This is a genomic window from Leucobacter edaphi, from assembly GCF_016522535.1.
Classification (GTDB): domain Bacteria; phylum Actinomycetota; class Actinomycetes; order Actinomycetales; family Microbacteriaceae; genus Leucobacter; species Leucobacter edaphi.
In genome coordinates this window covers 554,265-572,039 of the sequence record NZ_JAEHOI010000002.1, presented here as the reverse complement: position 1 = coordinate 572,039, position 17,775 = coordinate 554,265, and the positions used below count along the sequence as shown (strand labels likewise).

General features: G+C 68.0%; 18 protein-coding genes and 1 tRNA gene. 9 read left to right on the top strand and 10 right to left on the bottom strand.

From position 1 onward, the window contains the following. The first annotated feature begins 16 nt into the window (after positions 1-16). The 5 genes from JD292_RS03980 to JD292_RS03960 all read left to right on the top strand — a co-directional run bounded on the left by JD292_RS03980 (position 17) and on the right by JD292_RS03960 (position 4,559). A complete protein-coding gene (locus JD292_RS03980; protein WP_200131410.1) occupies positions 17-934 on the top strand; it encodes an ACP S-malonyltransferase in 918 nt (305 codons plus the stop codon). Positions 935-976: 42 nt separating this feature from the next. Continuing rightward, positions 977-1,981, top strand: coding sequence for a beta-ketoacyl-ACP synthase III (locus JD292_RS03975; RefSeq protein ID WP_200131409.1), 1,005 nt, complete (start codon positions 977-979; stop codon positions 1,979-1,981). A 79-nt stretch (positions 1,982-2,060) separates the two neighbouring features. After that, entirely contained in the window at positions 2,061-2,309 is a 249-nt protein-coding gene (locus tag JD292_RS03970) for an acyl carrier protein (RefSeq protein WP_130454444.1), read from the top strand. Between the two features lie 103 nt (positions 2,310-2,412). Continuing rightward, the gene (locus JD292_RS03965) at positions 2,413-3,654 is read left to right on the top strand and encodes a beta-ketoacyl-[acyl-carrier-protein] synthase family protein (protein ID WP_200131408.1); all 1,242 of its coding nucleotides are present in this window, start codon (positions 2,413-2,415) and stop codon (positions 3,652-3,654) included. Positions 3,655-3,770: 116 nt separating this feature from the next. Continuing rightward, on the top strand, positions 3,771-4,559 hold the full coding sequence (locus tag JD292_RS03960; RefSeq protein ID WP_200131407.1) for a glutamine amidotransferase: 789 nt from the start codon (positions 3,771-3,773) through the stop codon (positions 4,557-4,559). Here JD292_RS03960 and efeB read toward each other — a convergent pair. The 5 genes from efeB to JD292_RS03935 form a co-directional block, all read right to left on the bottom strand. After that, on the bottom strand, positions 4,556-5,899 hold the full coding sequence (gene efeB / locus JD292_RS03955) for an iron uptake transporter deferrochelatase/peroxidase subunit (RefSeq protein ID WP_439649261.1): 1,344 nt from the start codon (positions 5,897-5,899) through the stop codon (positions 4,556-4,558). The genes JD292_RS03960 and efeB overlap by 4 nt on opposite strands. 6 nt (positions 5,900-5,905) lie before the next feature. After that, positions 5,906-7,123, bottom strand: a complete 1,218-nt coding sequence (efeO, locus tag JD292_RS03950; protein ID WP_369411138.1) for an iron uptake system protein EfeO — start codon at positions 7,121-7,123, stop codon at positions 5,906-5,908. 13 nt (positions 7,124-7,136) lie between these two features. Next, the gene (gene efeU, locus JD292_RS03945) at positions 7,137-8,033 is read right to left on the bottom strand and encodes an iron uptake transporter permease EfeU (RefSeq protein ID WP_200131406.1); all 897 of its coding nucleotides are present in this window, start codon (positions 8,031-8,033) and stop codon (positions 7,137-7,139) included. Between the two features lie 174 nt (positions 8,034-8,207). After that, on the bottom strand, positions 8,208-8,696 hold the full coding sequence (locus JD292_RS03940; protein WP_200131405.1) for a Dps family protein: 489 nt from the start codon (positions 8,694-8,696) through the stop codon (positions 8,208-8,210). Between the two features lie 238 nt (positions 8,697-8,934). Continuing rightward, positions 8,935-9,828 carry a hypothetical protein gene (locus JD292_RS03935; RefSeq protein ID WP_200131404.1) on the bottom strand — a complete coding sequence of 298 codons (894 nt, stop codon included), beginning with the start codon at positions 9,826-9,828 and terminating at the stop codon, positions 8,935-8,937. Between the two features lie 144 nt (positions 9,829-9,972). Between JD292_RS03935 and JD292_RS03930 the strand changes: the two genes are divergently transcribed. Continuing rightward, positions 9,973-10,542, top strand: coding sequence for an NADPH-dependent FMN reductase (locus JD292_RS03930; RefSeq protein ID WP_200131403.1), 570 nt, complete (start codon positions 9,973-9,975; stop codon positions 10,540-10,542). A gap of 31 nt (positions 10,543-10,573) precedes the next feature. Here the strand turns inward: JD292_RS03930 and JD292_RS03925 are convergent. Together JD292_RS03925 and JD292_RS03920 are read right to left on the bottom strand one after the other, a co-directional pair. Further along, positions 10,574-10,647, bottom strand: a tRNA-Ile gene (locus JD292_RS03925). 55 nt (positions 10,648-10,702) lie between these two features. Beyond that, positions 10,703-11,164, bottom strand: coding sequence for an Lrp/AsnC family transcriptional regulator (locus JD292_RS03920; RefSeq protein ID WP_200131402.1), 462 nt, complete (start codon positions 11,162-11,164; stop codon positions 10,703-10,705). Between the two features lie 147 nt (positions 11,165-11,311). On the opposite strand from JD292_RS03920, the gene JD292_RS03915 reads away from it, so the two are divergent. The 3 genes from JD292_RS03915 (at position 11,312) to JD292_RS03905 (ending at position 14,807) form a co-directional block, all read left to right on the top strand. Further along, positions 11,312-11,995 carry a cyclase family protein gene (locus JD292_RS03915; protein ID WP_200131401.1) on the top strand — a complete coding sequence of 228 codons (684 nt, stop codon included), beginning with the start codon at positions 11,312-11,314 and terminating at the stop codon, positions 11,993-11,995. Positions 11,996-12,057: 62 nt separating this feature from the next. Beyond that, positions 12,058-13,317 (top strand): kynureninase, encoded by a 1,260-nt coding sequence (kynU, locus tag JD292_RS03910; RefSeq protein ID WP_200131400.1) that lies wholly within the window; start codon positions 12,058-12,060, stop codon positions 13,315-13,317. A 44-nt stretch (positions 13,318-13,361) separates the two neighbouring features. Beyond that, complete coding sequence (locus JD292_RS03905) at positions 13,362-14,807, top strand: amino acid permease (RefSeq protein ID WP_369411137.1); 1,446 nt, start codon at positions 13,362-13,364, stop codon at positions 14,805-14,807. Positions 14,808-14,912: 105 nt separating this feature from the next. On the opposite strand, the gene JD292_RS03900 is transcribed toward JD292_RS03905, so the two are convergent. From JD292_RS03900 to gmk, 3 genes are all read right to left on the bottom strand, one after another. Beyond that, entirely contained in the window at positions 14,913-15,542 is a 630-nt protein-coding gene (locus tag JD292_RS03900; RefSeq protein WP_233613269.1) for a DUF308 domain-containing protein, read from the bottom strand. 161 nt (positions 15,543-15,703) lie between these two features. Beyond that, positions 15,704-16,789: a DMT family transporter gene (locus tag JD292_RS03895; RefSeq protein WP_200131567.1), complete on the bottom strand. Its 1,086-nt coding sequence runs from the start codon at positions 16,787-16,789 to the stop codon at positions 15,704-15,706. Between the two features lie 68 nt (positions 16,790-16,857). Then, on the bottom strand, positions 16,858-17,772 hold the full coding sequence (gene gmk / locus JD292_RS03890; RefSeq protein WP_200131399.1) for a guanylate kinase: 915 nt from the start codon (positions 17,770-17,772) through the stop codon (positions 16,858-16,860). Positions 17,773-17,775: the final 3 nt, after the last annotated feature.

Here is a 17,775-nt window from a genome sequence, read left to right as displayed (position 1 = left end):
TGAGAAACTGGAACACGTGATCGTTATTGCCTGCCCGGGTCAGGGCTCCCAGACTCCCGGCTTTCTCAACGAGTGGCTCGAGCTGGAGGGCGGCGAAGCCTTCCTCACCGCGGCCTCGGAGCGCGCAGGGGTCGACCTGATCGCCCACGGGACGGTCAGCGACGCCGACACGATTCGGGACACCGCGATTGCCCAGCCGCTCATCGTCGCCGCGAGCCTGCTCGCGTGGCAGCAGCTCGCACGCCGCGCCGATCTCTCGAGCGCGGGAGTCGCCGGTCACTCGGTCGGCGAGTTCGCCGCCGCGGCTGCTGCCGGCGTGCTGTCCGCGGAAGACGCGCTCGGCCTGGTGGGGGTGCGCGGGCGCGCGATGGCGGAGGCCGCGACACGCGCCGAGACCGGGATGGCCGCCGTGGTCGGCGGTGTCGAGGCCGATGTCCTCGATCGCATCGCCGCGCACGATCTCACACCGGCAAATCGCAACGGCGGCGGACAGATCGTCGCCGCCGGAGCGAAGGCGAACCTCGCCGCGCTCGCCGAGGACGCGCCGCGCGGCGCGCGCGTCATCCCCCTGCAGGTCGCGGGTGCATTCCACACCGACGCAATGGCTTCGGCCATCCCGGCGCTGCAGGACGCCGCGGCAGGCGTGACCCCTGCCGATCCCCATCGCACGCTCTGGACGAACGCCGACGGGTCGGTCGTCACCGACGGTTCGCGCTTCCTCGAGCTGCTCGTCTCCCAGATCGCGAACCCCGTTCGCTGGGACGCCTGCATGGAGGGCTTCCAGACCGCCGGGATCACCGGGCTCATCGAACTCGCGCCCGCTGGCGCGCTCACCGGCATCGCCAAGCGCGCCCTCAAGGGTGTTCCCGCGGTCGCCGTCAAGACTCCCGCGGATCTCGACGCGGCCGTAGCGCTCATCGCCGACGCGGCCTGATCGCACTCCCCGGCTCGACACTCCCCGATCGAAAGGATCACCATGGCACCTCTCGTGCAGCCCACTGGCCCCGCCCACACACGGATTCTGTCGGTCGGCGCGGCGCGCGGCGACCTCGACGTGCCGAACGATGATCTGATCGGCCCGATCGATTCCTCCGACGAGTGGATCCGCCAGCGGACCGGCATCATCCAGCGCCGCCGCGCCAGCGCGGACATCGCGGCTGTCGACCTCGCCGTCGCCGCGGGCGAAGAGGCCATCACGAAGTCCGGCCTCCCCCGCGAGGACATCGACGGTGTCATCATCTCGACGATCTCGAACGTCGCGGTCACCCCCTCGATGGCCGCGCTCGCCGCGCACCGCCTCGGCCTGACCCCGGCGGCAGCGTTCGACATCTCGGCCGCCTGCGCCGGCTACGTCTACGGCGTCGCCCAGGCCGACGCACTCGTCCGCTCCGGCACCTGCAAGAACGTCCTCGTGATCGGCGCGGAAAAGCTCTCCGACATCGTCGACCCCACCGACCGCAGCATCTCCTTCCTGCTGGCCGACGGCGCTGGCGCTGTTGTGGTGGGAGCGAGCGACCATCCCGGCATCGGCCCAACGGTGTGGGGCTCGGACGGGTCCAAGTGGGAGACGATCCGCATGACGTCCTCCTTCGAGGAGTACCGCAACAACCCGAACGAGGTGCCCTGGCCCACGCTCCGCCAGGACGGCCAAACGGTGTTCCGCTGGGCCGTGTGGGAGATGGCCAAGGTTGCTCGCCAGACGCTCGAGGTCTCGGGCATCGAGGCCTCGGACCTTGCGGCCTTCGTCCCCCATCAGGCAAACATGCGCATCGTCGACGAGTTCGCGAAGCAGCTGAAGCTCCCCGAGTCGGTCGTCGTCGCGCACGACATCGAGATGCAGGGCAACACCTCGGCGGCATCGATCCCCCTCGCGCTGCACGCCCTGCGCGAGGAGCACCCCGAGCTCTCGGGCGGGCTCGCGCTCACGATCGGCTTCGGCGCCGGCCTCGTGTACGGCGCCCAGGTCGTCGAGATCCCGTAGCGCGGCGCGCCACGCACCGAGGCGCGTGCCTCGCGCCCATAAACTTTTACAACCAACACCCATCGAACGGAGAAACACCATGGCATACAGCAACGAAGAGGTCCTCGCAGGTCTCGCCGAGCTCATCAACGACGAGACCGGGATCGCGGCCGACGTCGTCGCTCTCGACAAGTCCTTCACCGATGACCTCGACATCGATTCGATCTCCATGATGACGATCGTCGTCAACGCCGAGGAGAAGTTCGACGTCAAGATCCCCGATGAGGAAGTCAAGAACCTCAAGACCGTCGGCGACGCCGTCGACTTCATCGTCAAGGCGCAGGCCTAAGCATGTCGCCGCGGGGAGGCGCCACACCGCCTCCCCGCCGACCGCACCCCGGGCCGCTCGGCCCACCACCCCAGTTCCACACCACCACGCGGAGCAGCAGCACATGACCAAGAAGATCGTCGTCACCGGTATCGGGGCGTCCTCGCCCCTCGGCGGCACCGCCGATGAAAGCTGGAACGCCCTCCTCGCCGGAGAATCCGGCGTCCGCACGCTCGAATACGACTGGATCGAGCAGTACGACATCCCGGTGACCTTCGCTGGCCAGGCCAAGGTGCCTGCAGAAGAGGTGCTGGAGCGTCCCGTCGCGAAGCGGCTCGATCCGTCCAGCCAGTTCGCGCTCGTCGCCGCGAAGGAAGCCTTCGCCGACGCTGGCTCCCCCGAGGTCGCCCCCGAACGCCTCGGCGTCGACTGGGCGACCGGCATCGGCGGCGTCTGGTCGCTGCTGAACGCCTGGGACGTGCTGCGCGAAAAGGGACCGCGCCGCGTCATGCCGCTCACCGTCCCCATGCTCATGCCGAACGCGCCAGCGGCCGCGGTCTCGATGCATCTCGAGGCCCGCGCGTACGCGCGCACCGTCGCCTCGGCCTGCGCCTCGAGCACTGAGTCGATCGCGAACGCCTACGAGCATCTCCAGTCCGGCCTCGCAGACGTCGTCATCGCCGGCGGCTCCGAGGCGGCGATCCACCCGATCACCATCGCTTCGTTCGCGTCGATGCAGGCGCTGTCCCGCCGCAACGACGATCCGGCGACGGCCTCTCGCCCGTACAACACCGATCGCGACGGCTTCGTGATGGGTGAGGGCGCAGCAGCGCTCGTGCTCGAAACCGAGGAGCACGCGCTCGCCCGCGGCGCGAAGATCTACGCCGAGATCGCCGGCGGCGGCGTGACCGCCGACTCGTACCACATCACCGCGAACGATCCCGAGGGTCGCGGCGCCGCTCGCGCGATGCAGCTCGCGCTGGAGCAGGCCGGTGCATCGCCCGATGAGGTCACCCACATCAACGCTCACGCCACCTCGACCCCGGTCGGCGACATCAACGAGTACACCGCGCTCCACGCCGTCTTCGGGGACCGCGCGAAAGAGATCCCCGTTTCGGCGACGAAGGCGGCCACTGGCCACCTGCTCGGCGGGACCGGTGCGCTCGAGGCCCTGTTCACGGTGCTCGCCGTGAAGAACCGGGTGGCGCCCCCGACGATCAACCTGGTCTCCCCCGATCCCGAGATCCCGCTCACGGTTTCTGGCGAGTCCCAGGCACTCGGCGACGGGCCGCAGCTCGCGATCTCGAACTCCTTCGGGTTCGGCGGCCACAACGCGGTCGTGGCGATCCGCTCCTACGACGCCTAGGCATTCTTCGGCCCCGGGCCCCGATTCCGACCTTCGTCGGCGGGACCGGGGCCGTTTCGTGTCTCCGGGTGACAGTGGTCGCGCCGCGGGGCGCGCGGGGGCGATACGGTAGAGGGATGAAGCCGTTTCTGCTCATCACGACCCGTGGTGAGGACGATGTCGCTGCCGAGGAGCACGCGTCGTTCTGTCGTCTGACCGGGCTGCTTCCCGAGGACCTGGTGTGGCTTCGCGCCGATCAGGTGCCGCTCGGGGCGATCGACTTCGCTGGTTTCTCCGGCATCATTCTCGCCGGAAGCCCGTTCACGGTCAGCGAGCCCGTCGAGCGGAAGTCCGCGGTCGAGCTGCGCGTCGAGCGCGAGCTGGGGGTCCTGCTCGACGAGGTCGTCAGAGTGGATATGCCGTTCCTCGGGATCTGCTACGGCATCGGTACGATCGGTGCTCACCAGGGGGCGCGCGTGGATCGCACGTACGGCGAGACCTCGCAGGCGGTGACGATTTCCTTGACTGCGGAGGGGCAGGCGGATCCCCTGTTCACCGAGCTGCCCGCGGAGTTCGACGCGTTCGTCGGGCACAAGGAGGCGATCTCCGAGGTGCCGGATTCGATTACGGTGCTGGCGAGTTCGCCGTCGTGCCCGGTGCAGGCGTTCCGCGTGGGACGCAACGTGTATGCGACGCAGTTCCATCCCGAGCTCGACGTCGCCTCGTTCACGGCGCGGGTGCGCGCCTACGCTGATCACGGGTATTTCGAGCCGCACGAGCTGGAGACGATCATCGCCCGCGTGGACGCTGCCGACGTCCGGGCGGCGCACATGGTGCTGGGCCGCTTCGTCGAGGAGTACATCGATTCTCGCCCGGTGACGCCGCCAGCGAAGCCCGGCCCGACGGTGCTGGTCGAGGGCGCCTAGTCGAAGAGCGCCTGCGCGACGAACTCTCCCTGCCGGATCCCCCCGGGGATCGCCCAGAGGCCCGAGGCGATGTGCCGGATGTACTCGTTGAGCAGGTCCGGTTTGAGGGAGCGCTGCACGGTGACGAAGGTTTCCGGGGTCTTCTGGAAGCAGATGAAGAAGAGGCCGGCGCCAAGCTGTCCGAGCCCGTTTGACCCGTCGACGTAGTTGTAGCCCCGCCTGAGCATCTGCACCCCGCCGTTGTTTTCGGGGTGGGCGAGACGAACGTGCGCCTCGACGTCGATGGCCGGGGCTCCGCCGCGCTCGGCCGAGAAGTCGGGGGCTTCGAACTCGGTGCCGCCGGACAGGGGCCCGCCCTCGATCTTGGTGCGGCCGATGATGCGCTCCTGTTCTCCGAGGGAGGCCCGGTCCCAGGTTTCGATCGTCATCTGGATCTTCCGCGCGACGAGATAGCTTCCGCCCTGCATCCAGCCCGGCGCCTCGCTTCCGACCCAGATGTCGCGGTTGAGCGCCCTGGTGTCCTGGGCCATCACGTTCGCCGTGCCGTCCTTGAACCCGAAGAGGTTGCGGGGCGTGTCCTGCTCGCGGCTGGTCGATGCGGTGCGGCCGAAGCCGAGCTGGCTCCACGCGAGGTGCGCCCGCCCAGCGGCGATACGGGAGAGGTTCCGGATCGCGTGGACCGCGATCTGCGGATCGTCCGCGCACGCTTGCACGCAGAGGTCTCCCCCGGACTGCGTGGCGTCGAGCAGGTCGAAGGCGAAGGACGGCAGCGGCTCGAACGCTGCGGGGAGGCGGTGCCGAATGCCGTAGGGGTCTTCTCCCGTGGTCTCGTCCGCGGGCACGAACAGGGTGCGACCGAGACCGAAGGTGATCGTGAGATGGCCTGCTCCGAGGCCGAGCGCCTCACCCGTGTCGTCCGGCGGGAGAAGCGCGTTCTCGGGTGCAGCGCCCGCCCCGACGGGCTTTCCCGCGGTGAGCAGCGCGGCCGCCTCGGTCCAGTCCCTGAGCAGCTTGATGAGTCCCTCGCGGCCGACGTTGGGAAGCATGTTGAACGCGGCGAAGTGCAGGCGATCCTGCGCGGGCGTGATGATGCCCGCCTGATGGGTCCCGTGGAACGGGACGACGCCGCGCGCGCTGCCCTGGTTCCCCGTGTCGAATGAGGCCGAGACGACGGCAGCTGAGCCGGCCCCGCCGATCGCTGCGCCGGCGAGCCCGGCTCCGAGCGCGCCGAGGAGGCCCCGGCGCGTGGGGCGGGGGTGTCCGGGCGTCGGCTCGGTGCCGGTGTCCTCCGAGCCCAACGCGGGGTTCGGCTCGGAGGACTCGTGGGGGCGTTTGTTCACAGCCTCTTACTTTACGACAGCCGCGGTGAGCTTCGACATGGGCTCGCTGAGCGCGCTCAGGGCAGCCGCGAGTTCGGCGCGCTGCTTCTCGTCGACCTTGTCGTAGCTCGTGAACCCCTTCTCGTAGCTGCCGTAGCTCGCGAGGAGCTTCGTCATGTCAGCGAAGCGCGCATCGAGTTCTTTGACGAGGTCCTTTTCGCCGTTCTTTTCTGCGAGCGGGCGCACGGTGTCGAAGGCCACCTGGGCTCCCTCGACGTTCGCGGTGAAGTCGTAGAGGTCGGTGTGCGCGAATTCGTTCTCCTCGCCAGGCAGCTTGCCGTCGGGCTTCGCGATCTCGTCGAGCAGGCTCTTGGCGCCCTCGGTGATGTTGGCGAGCGTGAGGGTGAACTCCTTGCTCGCGACCTTGTCCTTGAGCTCGGTGACGTCGGCGATCAGCTGCTCGCCGACCTTGGTCCGCTCCGCGGCGGACATCGGCACGAGATCGTCCTTCGGATAGTGGGCCTTGTCCGGCTCAGCGTAGTTCTTCTTCGCTTCGTCGAGCCAGAGATCCTGTTCGATGCGGTGGAAACCGGTGAACGGGATGCCTTCCTCGATGGCCCCCGGCTTACGGTAGTCGATCTTCGGATCGAGGTCGCCGAACTGCTCGGCGGTCGGCTCGATGCGCTCGTAGGCGATGCGGGCGGTCGGGAAGAGTTCCTTCGCCTTCCCCGTGTCGCCGGCGATCCACGCGCGCACGAACTCCTCCGTGGCGGGCACGAGCTCCTCCGTCTGCGACTTCACGTAGCCGACGTACTGGGCAACGACGGCCTCGTGATCCGCGTTGCTCGCGATCGACTCGCCGGTCACCGCGAAGGCGGCCTCTCCGATGCCCTTCCCGATCATGCCGGGGCGGCAGCTGGTGAAGTAGTTCCCGGGGTTCGCCTGGACGGTGAGCTGGCGGGTCGCTCCCGGTGCGATGTTCTCCACCTCACCGATGATCGTCAGCTTGTTGGCGCCGAGCACGTAGAACTCGTTGACCTTGCTGCCCTTGTTGGTGACGTCGAACGTGATGGTGCCGCTCTGTGCGCTCGCACTCGAGACGGTGCAGCCATCGTCATTCGCGGTGACCGCGATCGCCGCGGCCCCCGGGGCTGCGTTCTGCACGCAGCCGGAGAGCAGCAGGGATGCCGCACCCAGCGCGACGATCGATGTGGCGACGTTGCGACGTGAAGGGATCTGAGCCACTTCTGGTCCTTTCTCAGTGGGCAGCCGCGGGGACCGCGGCTCGCTTCTCTCGTTCCTGCGCGAACGAGCCGCGCAGGAACAGGGTCATGGTGGGTACGACGTAGAGCAGCCAGACAGCGACCTCGAGCCAGGTCATCTGCGGCGAGAACCCGATGGTGCCCTTCAGCAGCGTGGCGAGCACCCCGTCGGGAGGCACCGATCCGGAGACGTTGAACGCCCACGCGCCCTCCCCGTACCAGCTGGCAAGCGGGCCGGCGTTGGCCGGCGCGGGCGCGAAGGGGCCGGGCAGGACCGCGGCCTCCTGGAGGTCGTGCACCCCGTATGCCAGGACGCCAGCGGCGAAGACGATGAGGAGCACGCCGGACCACCGGAAGAACCGGGTGAGATTGATGCGCAGCATGCCTCGATACAGCGCCCACCCCAGCACGAGCGCGATGGCGATGCCCGAGATGGCGGAGAGGAAGCCGAGCAGCGGGCTCACCGAGCTCGCACGCGTGGTCGCCCAGATGAATAGCGCCGTCTCGATGCCCTCGCGGCCGACCGAGATGAAACCGATGACCGCGACTCCCCAGCCGCTTCCGATGAGCGCCCGGTTGAGCTGCCCGCGGAGCTCCGTTCCGAGCCCGGCGGACGCGCGCAGCATCCAGAACACCATCCAGGTCACCATGCCGACTGCGAGAATCGAGAGGGACCCGCCGATGATCTCCTGCGCCTGGAACGACAGGCCGTAGGCGCCATAGGTGAGCACCGCGCCAATTCCGAGCGAGAGGGCGACGGCCGCGGCGACTCCGTACCAGATGAGCCGGACGGCATCCGGCCGCCCGGCCTTCTTCGCGGCGGCAAGAAGAATGCTCACGACGAGGGCGGCTTCGAGACCCTCGCGAAGGCCGATCATGAGGGTTCCGAGCACGTGCGGGCACCTTCCGGTTCATGTGACTGAGGTAAGGCTGCCCTTACGGGAAGAACTTACCACAGGATCATCGGATGAATCGAGGGTGAATTCCGCAGGCCGGCGCGCCAGGGGACACAGCAAACGGGGCGTGCCCGGCACCGTGGCCAGGCACGCCCCGTTCAGGCGGTAAAACTACGCAGCGAGATGAGAGGAGAGGAACCAGCGATCCTTGTCGAGCTGCTGGGCAATCGCGATCACGATGTCCTGGCTCACGAGGTCGATGTCGTCAAGACCCTTCACGGCCGCGTAGACCGTCTCGAGGGTGGCGTCGAGCTGCGCGACCATCTCCTTGATGGTCACGGTGGAGTTCTGGAAGCCGTCGCTGAGCTCCGGCGTCGTGGCACGAGCCGCTACCGTGCCGATCCGGCCGTCGACGGGGAGGCCCAGAGCGACGATGCGCTCCGCGACGGTGTCCGACGCATCCTGGGCGTGCGCGACGAGATCATCGAGGAACTCGTGGACCCCGATGAAGTTCTCGCCACGAACGTGCCAGTGAGCCTGCTTGCCGTTGACGGCCAGCGCGATGAGATCCTGCACGACCGGGGTGAGGAGCTGGGCGACACCGGACGGACGGTGCAGGTCGCCCTGAGCGGCGGGGATGGTGATCTGAGTGGAAGTCATAGACGTGGTTCCTTTCATCCGAACTGCGCTTGTTGGGTTCAACGCTACGCTCTTCTCGGCATTCCGCAAGCAAGGTAAGGCTGCGCTAAACGGCGCAATCACGCGGAAGTTGACGCCTTCTCGACGGGAGCTCGCGCCCTCCCCCTGCGGGAACGAGTGACGCGCTGCGCCATGCAATCGCCCGTTTTCCGGGCTACGCCGCAAGTCAGCACCGCCTCCACGCGCGGTCAGTGATCCGTCACACGATTTCTACCTGCGCCATTGCCACGACATTCGCGGCGCTCATTTCCGCGTAGGTGTGCCCATCCTTGGAATAGATGCTCACGTACTTGATTTCTTTCGGACTCGCGAGATTCATCTGCTTCGCGCCAGCCACCAGGGCATCGGCAACCTTCTGCCCCGACAGCTTGTCGAGTTGAACCTTGGTGATTTCGTTCGGGTTCGGGGATGTGCACGTCGTGGAATAGGTCACGCCATTGGGGTATCCGAAGCCCATGTCGAGCTGGCAGTCTTCGGTCCCGGATTTGACGATGGGACCCGAGATCGAAAGCAGCGGATCCGTGCTGTGGATTGACATCATGATGCCGGTGCTCTCGTTCCCCATCGACTCGCGAGCGCCGGCGATGTACTGCTCAAGGGAGCTCGCGTCGGTGAGATCCTTCGTGAGTCCGATGTCCTTGCCATTGAGGGACTGCAGCATGGGTGGGCCAGAGTCCTTCGGGCAACTCCCGTTGATGAGGCTCCCGTTCTCACCGAACAAGACGGCCTCGGCGTTCCCCTCACCCGCGCACTTCTCGCCAGCGCGCTGAGCCATCTTCACGAGGCCAGCGACCGGCACTTTGTCCACTGGCACGCCCGTCATGAAGTCTGCGGCCTCAGAGGTCGCCTCGCCGCCGCTAAGCGAGACCCAGGAGGGAGGCGCGTCGCCTTTTCGGTAGCCAATCATGCCATCGCCGTCCTGCCCGAGGGAGACGCTGAAAACGCGATCCCCACCCTTGGCTGAGAGTTGGGTCTCAATCGCTTTGCTTACGGCTGCTGGGTCTTTCGCATCGACGCCGGAGCCCCCGCAGGCGCTCAGGCTCAGTGCAGCGGCGACGCACACCAGGCCGCCCGCAAGAACACGGATCTTCATGTCGGCTCCAATCCGGGGTGCTGCCTCGACACCTCCCGTGCAAGCATAACCGTCACACAGCCATCGCACAGCTTCGGTGGGCACTGATCGGCGATATGCTCCGAGAATGGGAAGCAGGCATCACGGATCCACAGGGAGAGCCGCATGGTAAAACTCATGATCATCCTCGGCAGCGTGCGCGAGGGGCGCGTCGGACTTCCGATCGCCGAGTGGGTGCGCGACCGGGCCGAGGCCGACGGCCGCTTCGAAGTGGACTTCGTGGACCTCAAGGAACTGGCACTGCCGCTCATGGCGGAACCGAACCACCCGCGGCTGCGCCAGTACACGATGCCGCACACCTTCGCCTGGTCCGAGCGGGTCGACGCCGCCGACGCCTTCATTATGGCCTTCCCCGAGTACAACCACAGCTACTCCCCCGCCATCAAGAACGCGATCGACTATCTCAACGCCGAGTGGGATCTCAAGCCCGTCGGTTTCGTGAACTGGGGCGGCGCCTCGAGCGGGACCCGGTCGCAGGCTGCGCTGCGACCCGTCGTGACCTCATTGGGCATGGTCCTCACGCATCGCATGGTCGAGATCAGCGGCCCTCAGTCCCAGGTGGACGACGACGGCCGGTTCATCGCCGACGAGAAGCAGAACGGCGTGCTGACCAGGGAACTCGACGAACTCTTCGCGCTGGATCGGGCCCTGCGACCGCTGCGCGAGGCCCGATAGCGAGCGCTCGCGACCCGCGCGGGCCAGGAAGTAGGGCGTGCGGGGCTTGAACCCGCGACCGACGGATTATGAGTCCGCTGCTCTAACCGACTGAGCTAACGCCCCGCACAACCCTGCCAGCTTAGCGGAGCCGTGCGATCCGTCGCGCCTCGCGGCGCCGCTAGACGGGGAGTTCGCCGGGCAGGTGCTCGAACACGATCTGCGTCTGCGTCTGCGCGAACGAGGGGTTTTCCCCGAACGTCTCGGCGACCAGGTCGCGGAGCGCGGGGACGCTCGCGCAGGCCAGGTGGACCATGATGTCGCGGTCACCGCCGATCAGGAAGACCTGCTGAACGCCCCGGACGCTGCGCAGCTCCCGCGCGAGGTCTGGGATCGAGTGACGGTCCTGGCTGTGGACGCGAACCTGGACGAGCGCGTTGACACCGCGCCCCACCGCCTCCTGATCGAACTCGGCGCGGTAGCGGGTGATCACCCCGCGGCTCTCCAGCGCCCGCACTCTGGCGTGGCAGGTCGAAACGGCGAGACCAACCCTCGCCGCGAGCTCCTTGTACGGAACGCTGCTGTCCTGCGCGAGGGCGGCGACGATGTTCAGGTCCGTCTCCGACAGCGGGATCGTATTCACCTTTGCCTCCGTTTCGTCGCCAACAACTCGACATTCATTCCAGTTTATCCACTGAAACCGAATCAGATCCGGATCGCGAGCGGAACGGCACGCCGCCGTGTCATGATCGCCCCACCTCACGTATCTGTCCGGAAAGGATGCGCAACGATGCTCATCGATCTGAGTCCCGCGGTGGACGCCCAGGCGCCCACGTGGCCCGGCGATGCCCGTTTCTCGGTGGAGGAGCGCTGGAGCCACGCGCGCGGAGATGCCGTCGAGGTCGCAACGGTGACGACCACGGGTCATGTCGGCGCGCACTACGACGCACCGCGACACATCCTCCCCGGAGCAGCGGACGGCGCAGCCGTCGCGCTCGAATCCACGATCGGGCGGTGCCTGGTCCTCGACGTGCGAGAGGATGTCGGCCGCGGCACTCAGCCGTGGTCCCCGGTGCCAGCCGAACGACTCATCACCGTGATCTCCGAGGCTGCACCGCTTTCCGGATCCCGGCCCGGGGCCCCGGAACAGCGCGTCGAGCGAGTCCTGATCCGCCACTTCGACACGGCGCTCGCCACCTGGGAGCCGGCCACGCCGGGAATCGACCCCGCGTTTGTGGACTGGTTCGGTGAGCAGGGCGGACTCCTGATCGGAACCGATCTCGCCTCGCTCGATCCCGCCGCGAGCAAGGATCTCCCGGCGCACCGGGCCGCGCTCGATGCCGGCATCGCAATTCTCGAGGGCCTCGATCTCTCCGAGGCGCCCGTCGGGGTCCATGAACTCATCGCGCCGCCCGTGCACTGGCTCGGCACCGACGCGCTGCCCGTGCGCGCGGTGCTCCGCGTCGAGGGCTGATCCGCCACGCATCCGCAGGGCGCACCCCATCGCCGCCCGCTCCCGAACACGAAGGAGATCCCATGTCAGAGCTCACCACCCGCGAGGCCTGCGTCGCCGCCGATGCCGCCGATCCGATCGCGCATTTCCGCGAGCGGTTCACACTGCCGGACGGCCTCATCTACCTCGACGGCAACTCGCTCGGCGTGCTTCCGGCCGCGGCGCCCGCGCGCGCGGCCGATGTCGTCACGCGCGAGTGGGGCACCGACCTCATCGGCAGCTGGGGCAAGAACGACTGGTTCGAGACCCCGGTGCGAATCGGCGAGAAGCTCGCGCGTCTGCTCGGCGGCTCCGAGGGCGCGGCAGTCGCTACCGACACGACCTCCATCAACGTGTTCAAGGCGCTCGGTGCCGCGATCGGGATCCAGGCGGAGGATCATCCTGAGCGCCGCGTGATCGTCTCGGAGCGCGAGAACTTTCCCACCGACCTCTACATGGTCGAGGGCCTCATCACCCTGTTGGATCGCGGCTACGAGCTGCGCCTCGTCGACGGTCCGGACGATATCGACGCCGCGCTCGGCGAGGACGTCGCCGTCGTGCTGCTGACGCACGTCAACTACCGGACCGGCCGCATGTGGGACATGGCCGGGGTGACCGCGAAGATCCACGCCGCCGGCGCGCTCGCCATCTGGGATCTCTGCCACTCCGCGGGCGCGGCTCCCGTGGAGCTCGATGCGGCCGACGCCGACTTCGCCGTCGGCTGCACCTACAAGTACCTCAACGGCGGCCCGGGCTCCCCCGCGTTCCTCTGGCTCGCCGCGCGCCACCAGGATCGCGCCCAGAACCCGCTCTCGGGGTGGTGGGGCCACAACGTCCCGTTCGAGATGGCCCTCAACTACACCCCGTCGGACGGCGCGCGCCGCTTCCTCGTGGGCACGCAGCCCATGATCTCCCTCGCGACGATGGAGGTCGGCGTCGACATCGCCCTCGAGGTGGACCAGGCCGAGCTGCGCGCCAAGTCGCTCGCGCTCACGAACCTGTTCATCGAGCTCGTGCAGACGCGGCTCGCCCACCACCCCCTCACGCTCGTCACCCCGCTCGACGAGAGCGAACGCGGCAGCCACGTGAGCTTCCGCCACCCTGAGGGCTACGCCGTCATGCAGGCGCTCATCGCGAACGGCGTGGTCGGCGACTACCGCGAGCCCGAGGTGCTGCGGTTCGGCCTCACCCCGCTCTACCTGGGCTACGCCGACGTCTGGGACGCCGTCGAGACCCTGCGCCGGGTGCTCGACGAGGAACTGTGGCGCGCACCCGAGTTCCAGATCCGCGGCGCCGTCACCTAGGCCGCTCCCCATCACGCACATCAGCCGCCCGAAGGAGAGCGACAGTGAGTAAAGATTTCAGCGATATCCAAACCCGGGAGATCGGGCTCAAGAAGACCCTGACCGCGGGGCAGCTCGGCATGATCGCGCTCGGCGGTGCGATCGGCACGGGACTCTTCCTCGGCAGCAAGTTCGCGATCGGTTTCGCCGGTCCGAGCGTGATCCTCAGCTACATGATCGGCGGCGCGATCGCCCTCATGCTGATGGCGGTCCTCGCGGAGATGACCGTGAAGCACCCCACCTCGGGATCGTTCGGCGCCTATGCCGAGTACTACATCGGGCCGCTCGCGGGCTTCCTCACCCGCTACATGTACTGGATCTGCATCGTCCTCGCCGTCGGCACGGAGGTGACCGCCGTGGGCGAGTACATGCAGCTCTGGTTCCCCGGTGTTCCGCCCTGGATCTGGGTCGTCGTGTTCGCGGCGGCGCTGATCCTCGTCAACGCCATGAACGTGAAGAACTTCGGCACCCTCGAGTACTGGTTCTCGGCGATCAAGGTGTTCGCCATCATCGCGTTCGTGATCATCGCGGCCTGGCTCGTGTTCTTCAGCGGCAACCAGGACTACGGCGTGAAGAACGTCACGGCGGAGGGCGGTTTCATGCCGAACGGCCTGACCGGCATGTGGTTCGCGGTGATCGTCTCGATCTTCAGCTACCTCAGCATCGAGATGATCGCGGTCGCGGCCGGCGAGGCCAAGGAACCCGAGGCCGCCGTCAAGAAGGCCTTCAAGGCGACGATTCTCCGCCTGCTCGTCTTCTACTTCGCCACGCTGACCCTGATCGTCATGATCGCCCCGGTCTCGGAGATCATGGCCGGTGGCAGCCCGTTTGTCACCGTCATGCAGGTCGTCGGCATTCCGTTCGCGGACTCGATCCTGAACTTCGTGGTGATCATCGCCGCCCTGTCCGCGATGAACAGCCAGCTCTACATCTCCACGCGCATGATGTACTCGCTTTCGCGCGCGGGCGAAGCGCCCCGCGCGTTCGGCAAGGTCCGGAAGAACGGCGCGCCGCTCAACGCGCTGCTGCTCTCGACCGCGGGCATCGCGGTCGCGACGATCATCTACGTCCTCTACCCGGATGAGGCGTTCACGATGATGTTCGCGGTCTCGATGTTCGGCGCGATGTTCACCTGGTTCATGATCTTCCTGACGCACATCCTCTTCCGGAAGAAGCTCGCGGCGAAGGGCGAGAAGCTCGGCTACCGGATCAAGGGATCGCGGATCGGGGCCTATCTCGGCGCCCTCATGATGATCGCGGTGACCGTGTCGACGGCCTTTACCGAGCAGTTCAGGGCCACGCTGCCCTTCGGTATTCCGTGCCTGATCCTGACCGTGATCGCCTTCTTCTTCGTGCAGCGGAACAAGCGCAAGCGGGGCATCGCCGGAGGGCACGACGGGGCGATCGCCGCATCACCCGAGGACGCGAGCGCCGGAGGGCACGCGGGCTAACCCGCACGAGCCTCCCCACTGATTCCGGGCGGTGCGCTGTCTGCCCAACAGCGCACCGCCCGGTCCCGTTTTCCCCGACCGAGCACGGGCCAAAGCGGTGCTGGCCTAGCGGTCGGAACTCCCGACGGGCGAAGCACCGCCGGCGCCGCCCGCATCGGGGCGGTCGACGATGATGATCGTCTCCTCCGCAGCCGGGGTGCGGCGGACGGAAACCGCACCGCGCACGATCATCACGCCGACGGCGATCATCACGACCCCCGTGACAACGGCGATGATGCTGAGCGCAATGCTCGGCCAGATCAGGGCGACGATACCGGCGACGAGGAGCAGGATTCCCGGGATGAGCACCAGCGGGCGCGCGCCCGCCAGCCGCGAACCGACCGCCAGCCACCCGATCGCCACCACGACGAGGAATCCACCGAGCAGGGTCACGAGAACGCTCGCGGTCGTCGGAGTGAACGCCATCGCGAAGACGCCGAGCAGGATCAGGAGCGTTCCGCCGACGAGCGAGCCGGGACCGCGGCGCACGAGCACCGCGATGCCGTTCGCGATGATCGCGGTCCCGAAGATGAGGACCAGGAGCCAGCTCGCCGAGAAGAATGGCCAGATCACCAACGCGACGCCGGCCAGCGCGACGATCACCCCGGCGATGACCCCGCCGATCCTTGCAGAACGTCCTCCCGCGGGAGAAGCCGACGCCGAGGCGCGCCGGGCAGGGAACGGGGACATGGTCATCGGGGCTCCTTCCGCGCGCCCACCGAGCGATCCTGGCGCCGCGCTCTCCTCAGGCTATGCCAATGAGCAGGGGTTCCCCCGAGAAACCGGGAGACTCCCCGACGCTGCTGGCGAACGCTCGCCCGGCTGCCTTCCCGGGACGACGCCGGCCCGGCGACCGCTCAAGCCCGCTCGCCCTGGTCCCCGGTCCCGGGGAGTCCGGAGTCGTGAGCGGGTGACGGGTCCAGGTCGCCCTCCGAGGCGACGGCATCGGGCCCCGCGGTTGCTGCCGAAAGCTCCCCGTGCTCGACGGCGTCATCCACCGACTTTCCCGTTTGCGGGTGGAAACGGGCGAGCCCGAGCACCCCGATCACGGCGACCGCGCCCGAGATGACGAACACGACGGTGGCCCAGAGCGGCGCGTGGGCAGCCTCCTCGAGCACCACGATGCCGATGAGCACCGCGACGATCGGGTCGATCACCGTGAGCCCCGCAACCACCAGGTCGGGCGGCCCCGAGGAGTACGCGTTCTGCACGAACACCATGCCGAGCAGGGCGCCGAGGATGAGCGCGAGCACGCACGCCCAGGTGAGCCACTCGAACTCCCCCTGGAGCAGACGCCCGATCACGGCCTTCGCGAACGTTGCCACGAAGCCGTAGAGCACGCCGGCACCCACGATGTAGACGAGCGCGACGCCCCGGTGGCGCAGCCCGAGGAAGAGCAGGCAGGCGAGCACGAAGACGACCGCGAAGGTGATCAGGATCGTGATCAGCTTCTGATCCGTGACGGGCAGGTCGACGGAGTTGAACGCCGCGATCGTCACGAACACGACGATGCCGAGCACGGCCAGCGCAATCGAGCTCTGCACGCGCTTGCCGAGGCGGACCCCGCTCAGGCGGGAATTCAGGATCGACGTGATCACCAGCCCCACGACCCCGATCGGCTGCACGATCGTCAGCGGCGAGAGCGACAGCGAGCCGATCTGAAAGACGACCGCGAGGCCCAGCAGGACCGTGCCGATCAGCCAGGAGGGCCGCTTGATCAGCCGCTTGAGGTGCGTGAAGGACAGTCCCGAGCCGGCTCCCGAGCCGACCATCCGCTCGACCTTGTTGAGCCCGCGGGACTGATACTGGGCGCCAAAGGCCAGCAGCGCTGCGCCGATGAGCGCGAGCGGGATCCCGAGGAACTGCTTCGGGTCGAGCGTCGCGCCGTGCGCTGCGGCCTCGGTGGCACGGGGGTCCGACAGGATCGCGAGGAAGTCGGTCATGGTCGGATGCACGGATCCACCCTAACCCTCAGGGTCTCGCGGACCCCCGTGGCGCACCGGAACGGGGGTTACTCTCCCCCGCGCATGAGCTCGACGAGGCGAGCGGCGGCCCGCGGCACCTCGTCGTTCACGATGACCTCGTCGAATTCCTCGGCGGCCGCGAGCTCGACCTTCGCGGTCTCCAGGCGGCGAGCACGCTCCTCGGCGTCCTCGGTGCCGCGACCGACCAGGCGGTTGACGAGCTCTTCCCAGCTCGGCGGCGCGAGGAACACGAGACGAGCCTCGGGCATGCTCGCGCGCACCTGGCGGGCGCCCTGGAGGTCGATCTCGAGGAGCATGGCCTCGCCGCGCTCTGCGGCCTCGAGGACGGGACCGCGCGGCGTTCCGTAGCGGTGGGAGTTGTGGACGGTCGCCCACTCGAGCAGCTCGTCGCCCGCGAGCATGCGGTCGAAGCCCTCATCGTCGACGAAGTAGTAGTGCGAGCCCTCGACCTCGCCCGGGCGGGGCGAGCGGGTGGTCGCCGAAACGGAGAGCTTGATCTCCGGGTAGTGCTCGCGCACATAGGCGGCGACGGTGCCCTTGCCGACGGCCGTCGGGCCGGCGAGCACGGTGAGCGGCGGGCGATCCGCGTCAGCGCCGGCCCCCGTGCGCTCGCGCACGAAGAACTCGAGGCGATCCCGCTGCAGCTTGCCCAGACCGCCAAGACGCTTGCGATCCGAGATCTCCAGCTCGTTGCGCACGCGCTCGGCCTTGACGGCGCCGATCGCCGGAAAGGAGAGCAGGTAGTCGGTGATCCGCAGCGAGGCCGCCGGGGTTCCGGGGACCCGGGACTGCTCGAGCACGCGCAGGGGTGAGATCTCCCCCGCCCGAAGCTTCCGCTTCAGCTCGGCTCTGGCCTGTCGCGCCGCGATCGCTGCGCGGTTCGCTGCGATGCGATCCACCTTCGGCATCTCTCGCGTGGTCGTTGCCCCACTACCCGTCATCGT

Coding starts and splice junctions, on each gene's coding strand:
- kynU (WP_200131400.1), top strand. CDS start 12,058: ATGTCAGAGCTCACCACCCGCGAGGCCTGCGTCGCCGCCGATGCCGCC.
- JD292_RS03965 (WP_200131408.1), top strand. CDS start 2,413: ATGACCAAGAAGATCGTCGTCACCGGTATCGGGGCGTCCTCGCCCCTC.
- JD292_RS03975 (WP_200131409.1), top strand. CDS start 977: ATGGCACCTCTCGTGCAGCCCACTGGCCCCGCCCACACACGGATTCTG.
- JD292_RS03915 (WP_200131401.1), top strand. CDS start 11,312: ATGCTCATCGATCTGAGTCCCGCGGTGGACGCCCAGGCGCCCACGTGG.
- gmk (WP_200131399.1), bottom strand. CDS start 17,772: ATGACGGGTAGTGGGGCAACGACCACGCGAGAGATGCCGAAGGTGGAT.
- JD292_RS03930 (WP_200131403.1), top strand. CDS start 9,973: ATGGTAAAACTCATGATCATCCTCGGCAGCGTGCGCGAGGGGCGCGTC.
- JD292_RS03970 (WP_130454444.1), top strand. CDS start 2,061: ATGGCATACAGCAACGAAGAGGTCCTCGCAGGTCTCGCCGAGCTCATC.
- JD292_RS03935 (WP_200131404.1), bottom strand. CDS start 9,828: ATGAAGATCCGTGTTCTTGCGGGCGGCCTGGTGTGCGTCGCCGCTGCA.
- JD292_RS03940 (WP_200131405.1), bottom strand. CDS start 8,696: ATGACTTCCACTCAGATCACCATCCCCGCCGCTCAGGGCGACCTGCAC.
- JD292_RS03900 (WP_233613269.1), bottom strand. CDS start 15,542: ATGACCATGTCCCCGTTCCCTGCCCGGCGCGCCTCGGCGTCGGCTTCT.
- JD292_RS03895 (WP_200131567.1), bottom strand. CDS start 16,789: ATGACCGACTTCCTCGCGATCCTGTCGGACCCCCGTGCCACCGAGGCC.
- JD292_RS03960 (WP_200131407.1), top strand. CDS start 3,771: ATGAAGCCGTTTCTGCTCATCACGACCCGTGGTGAGGACGATGTCGCT.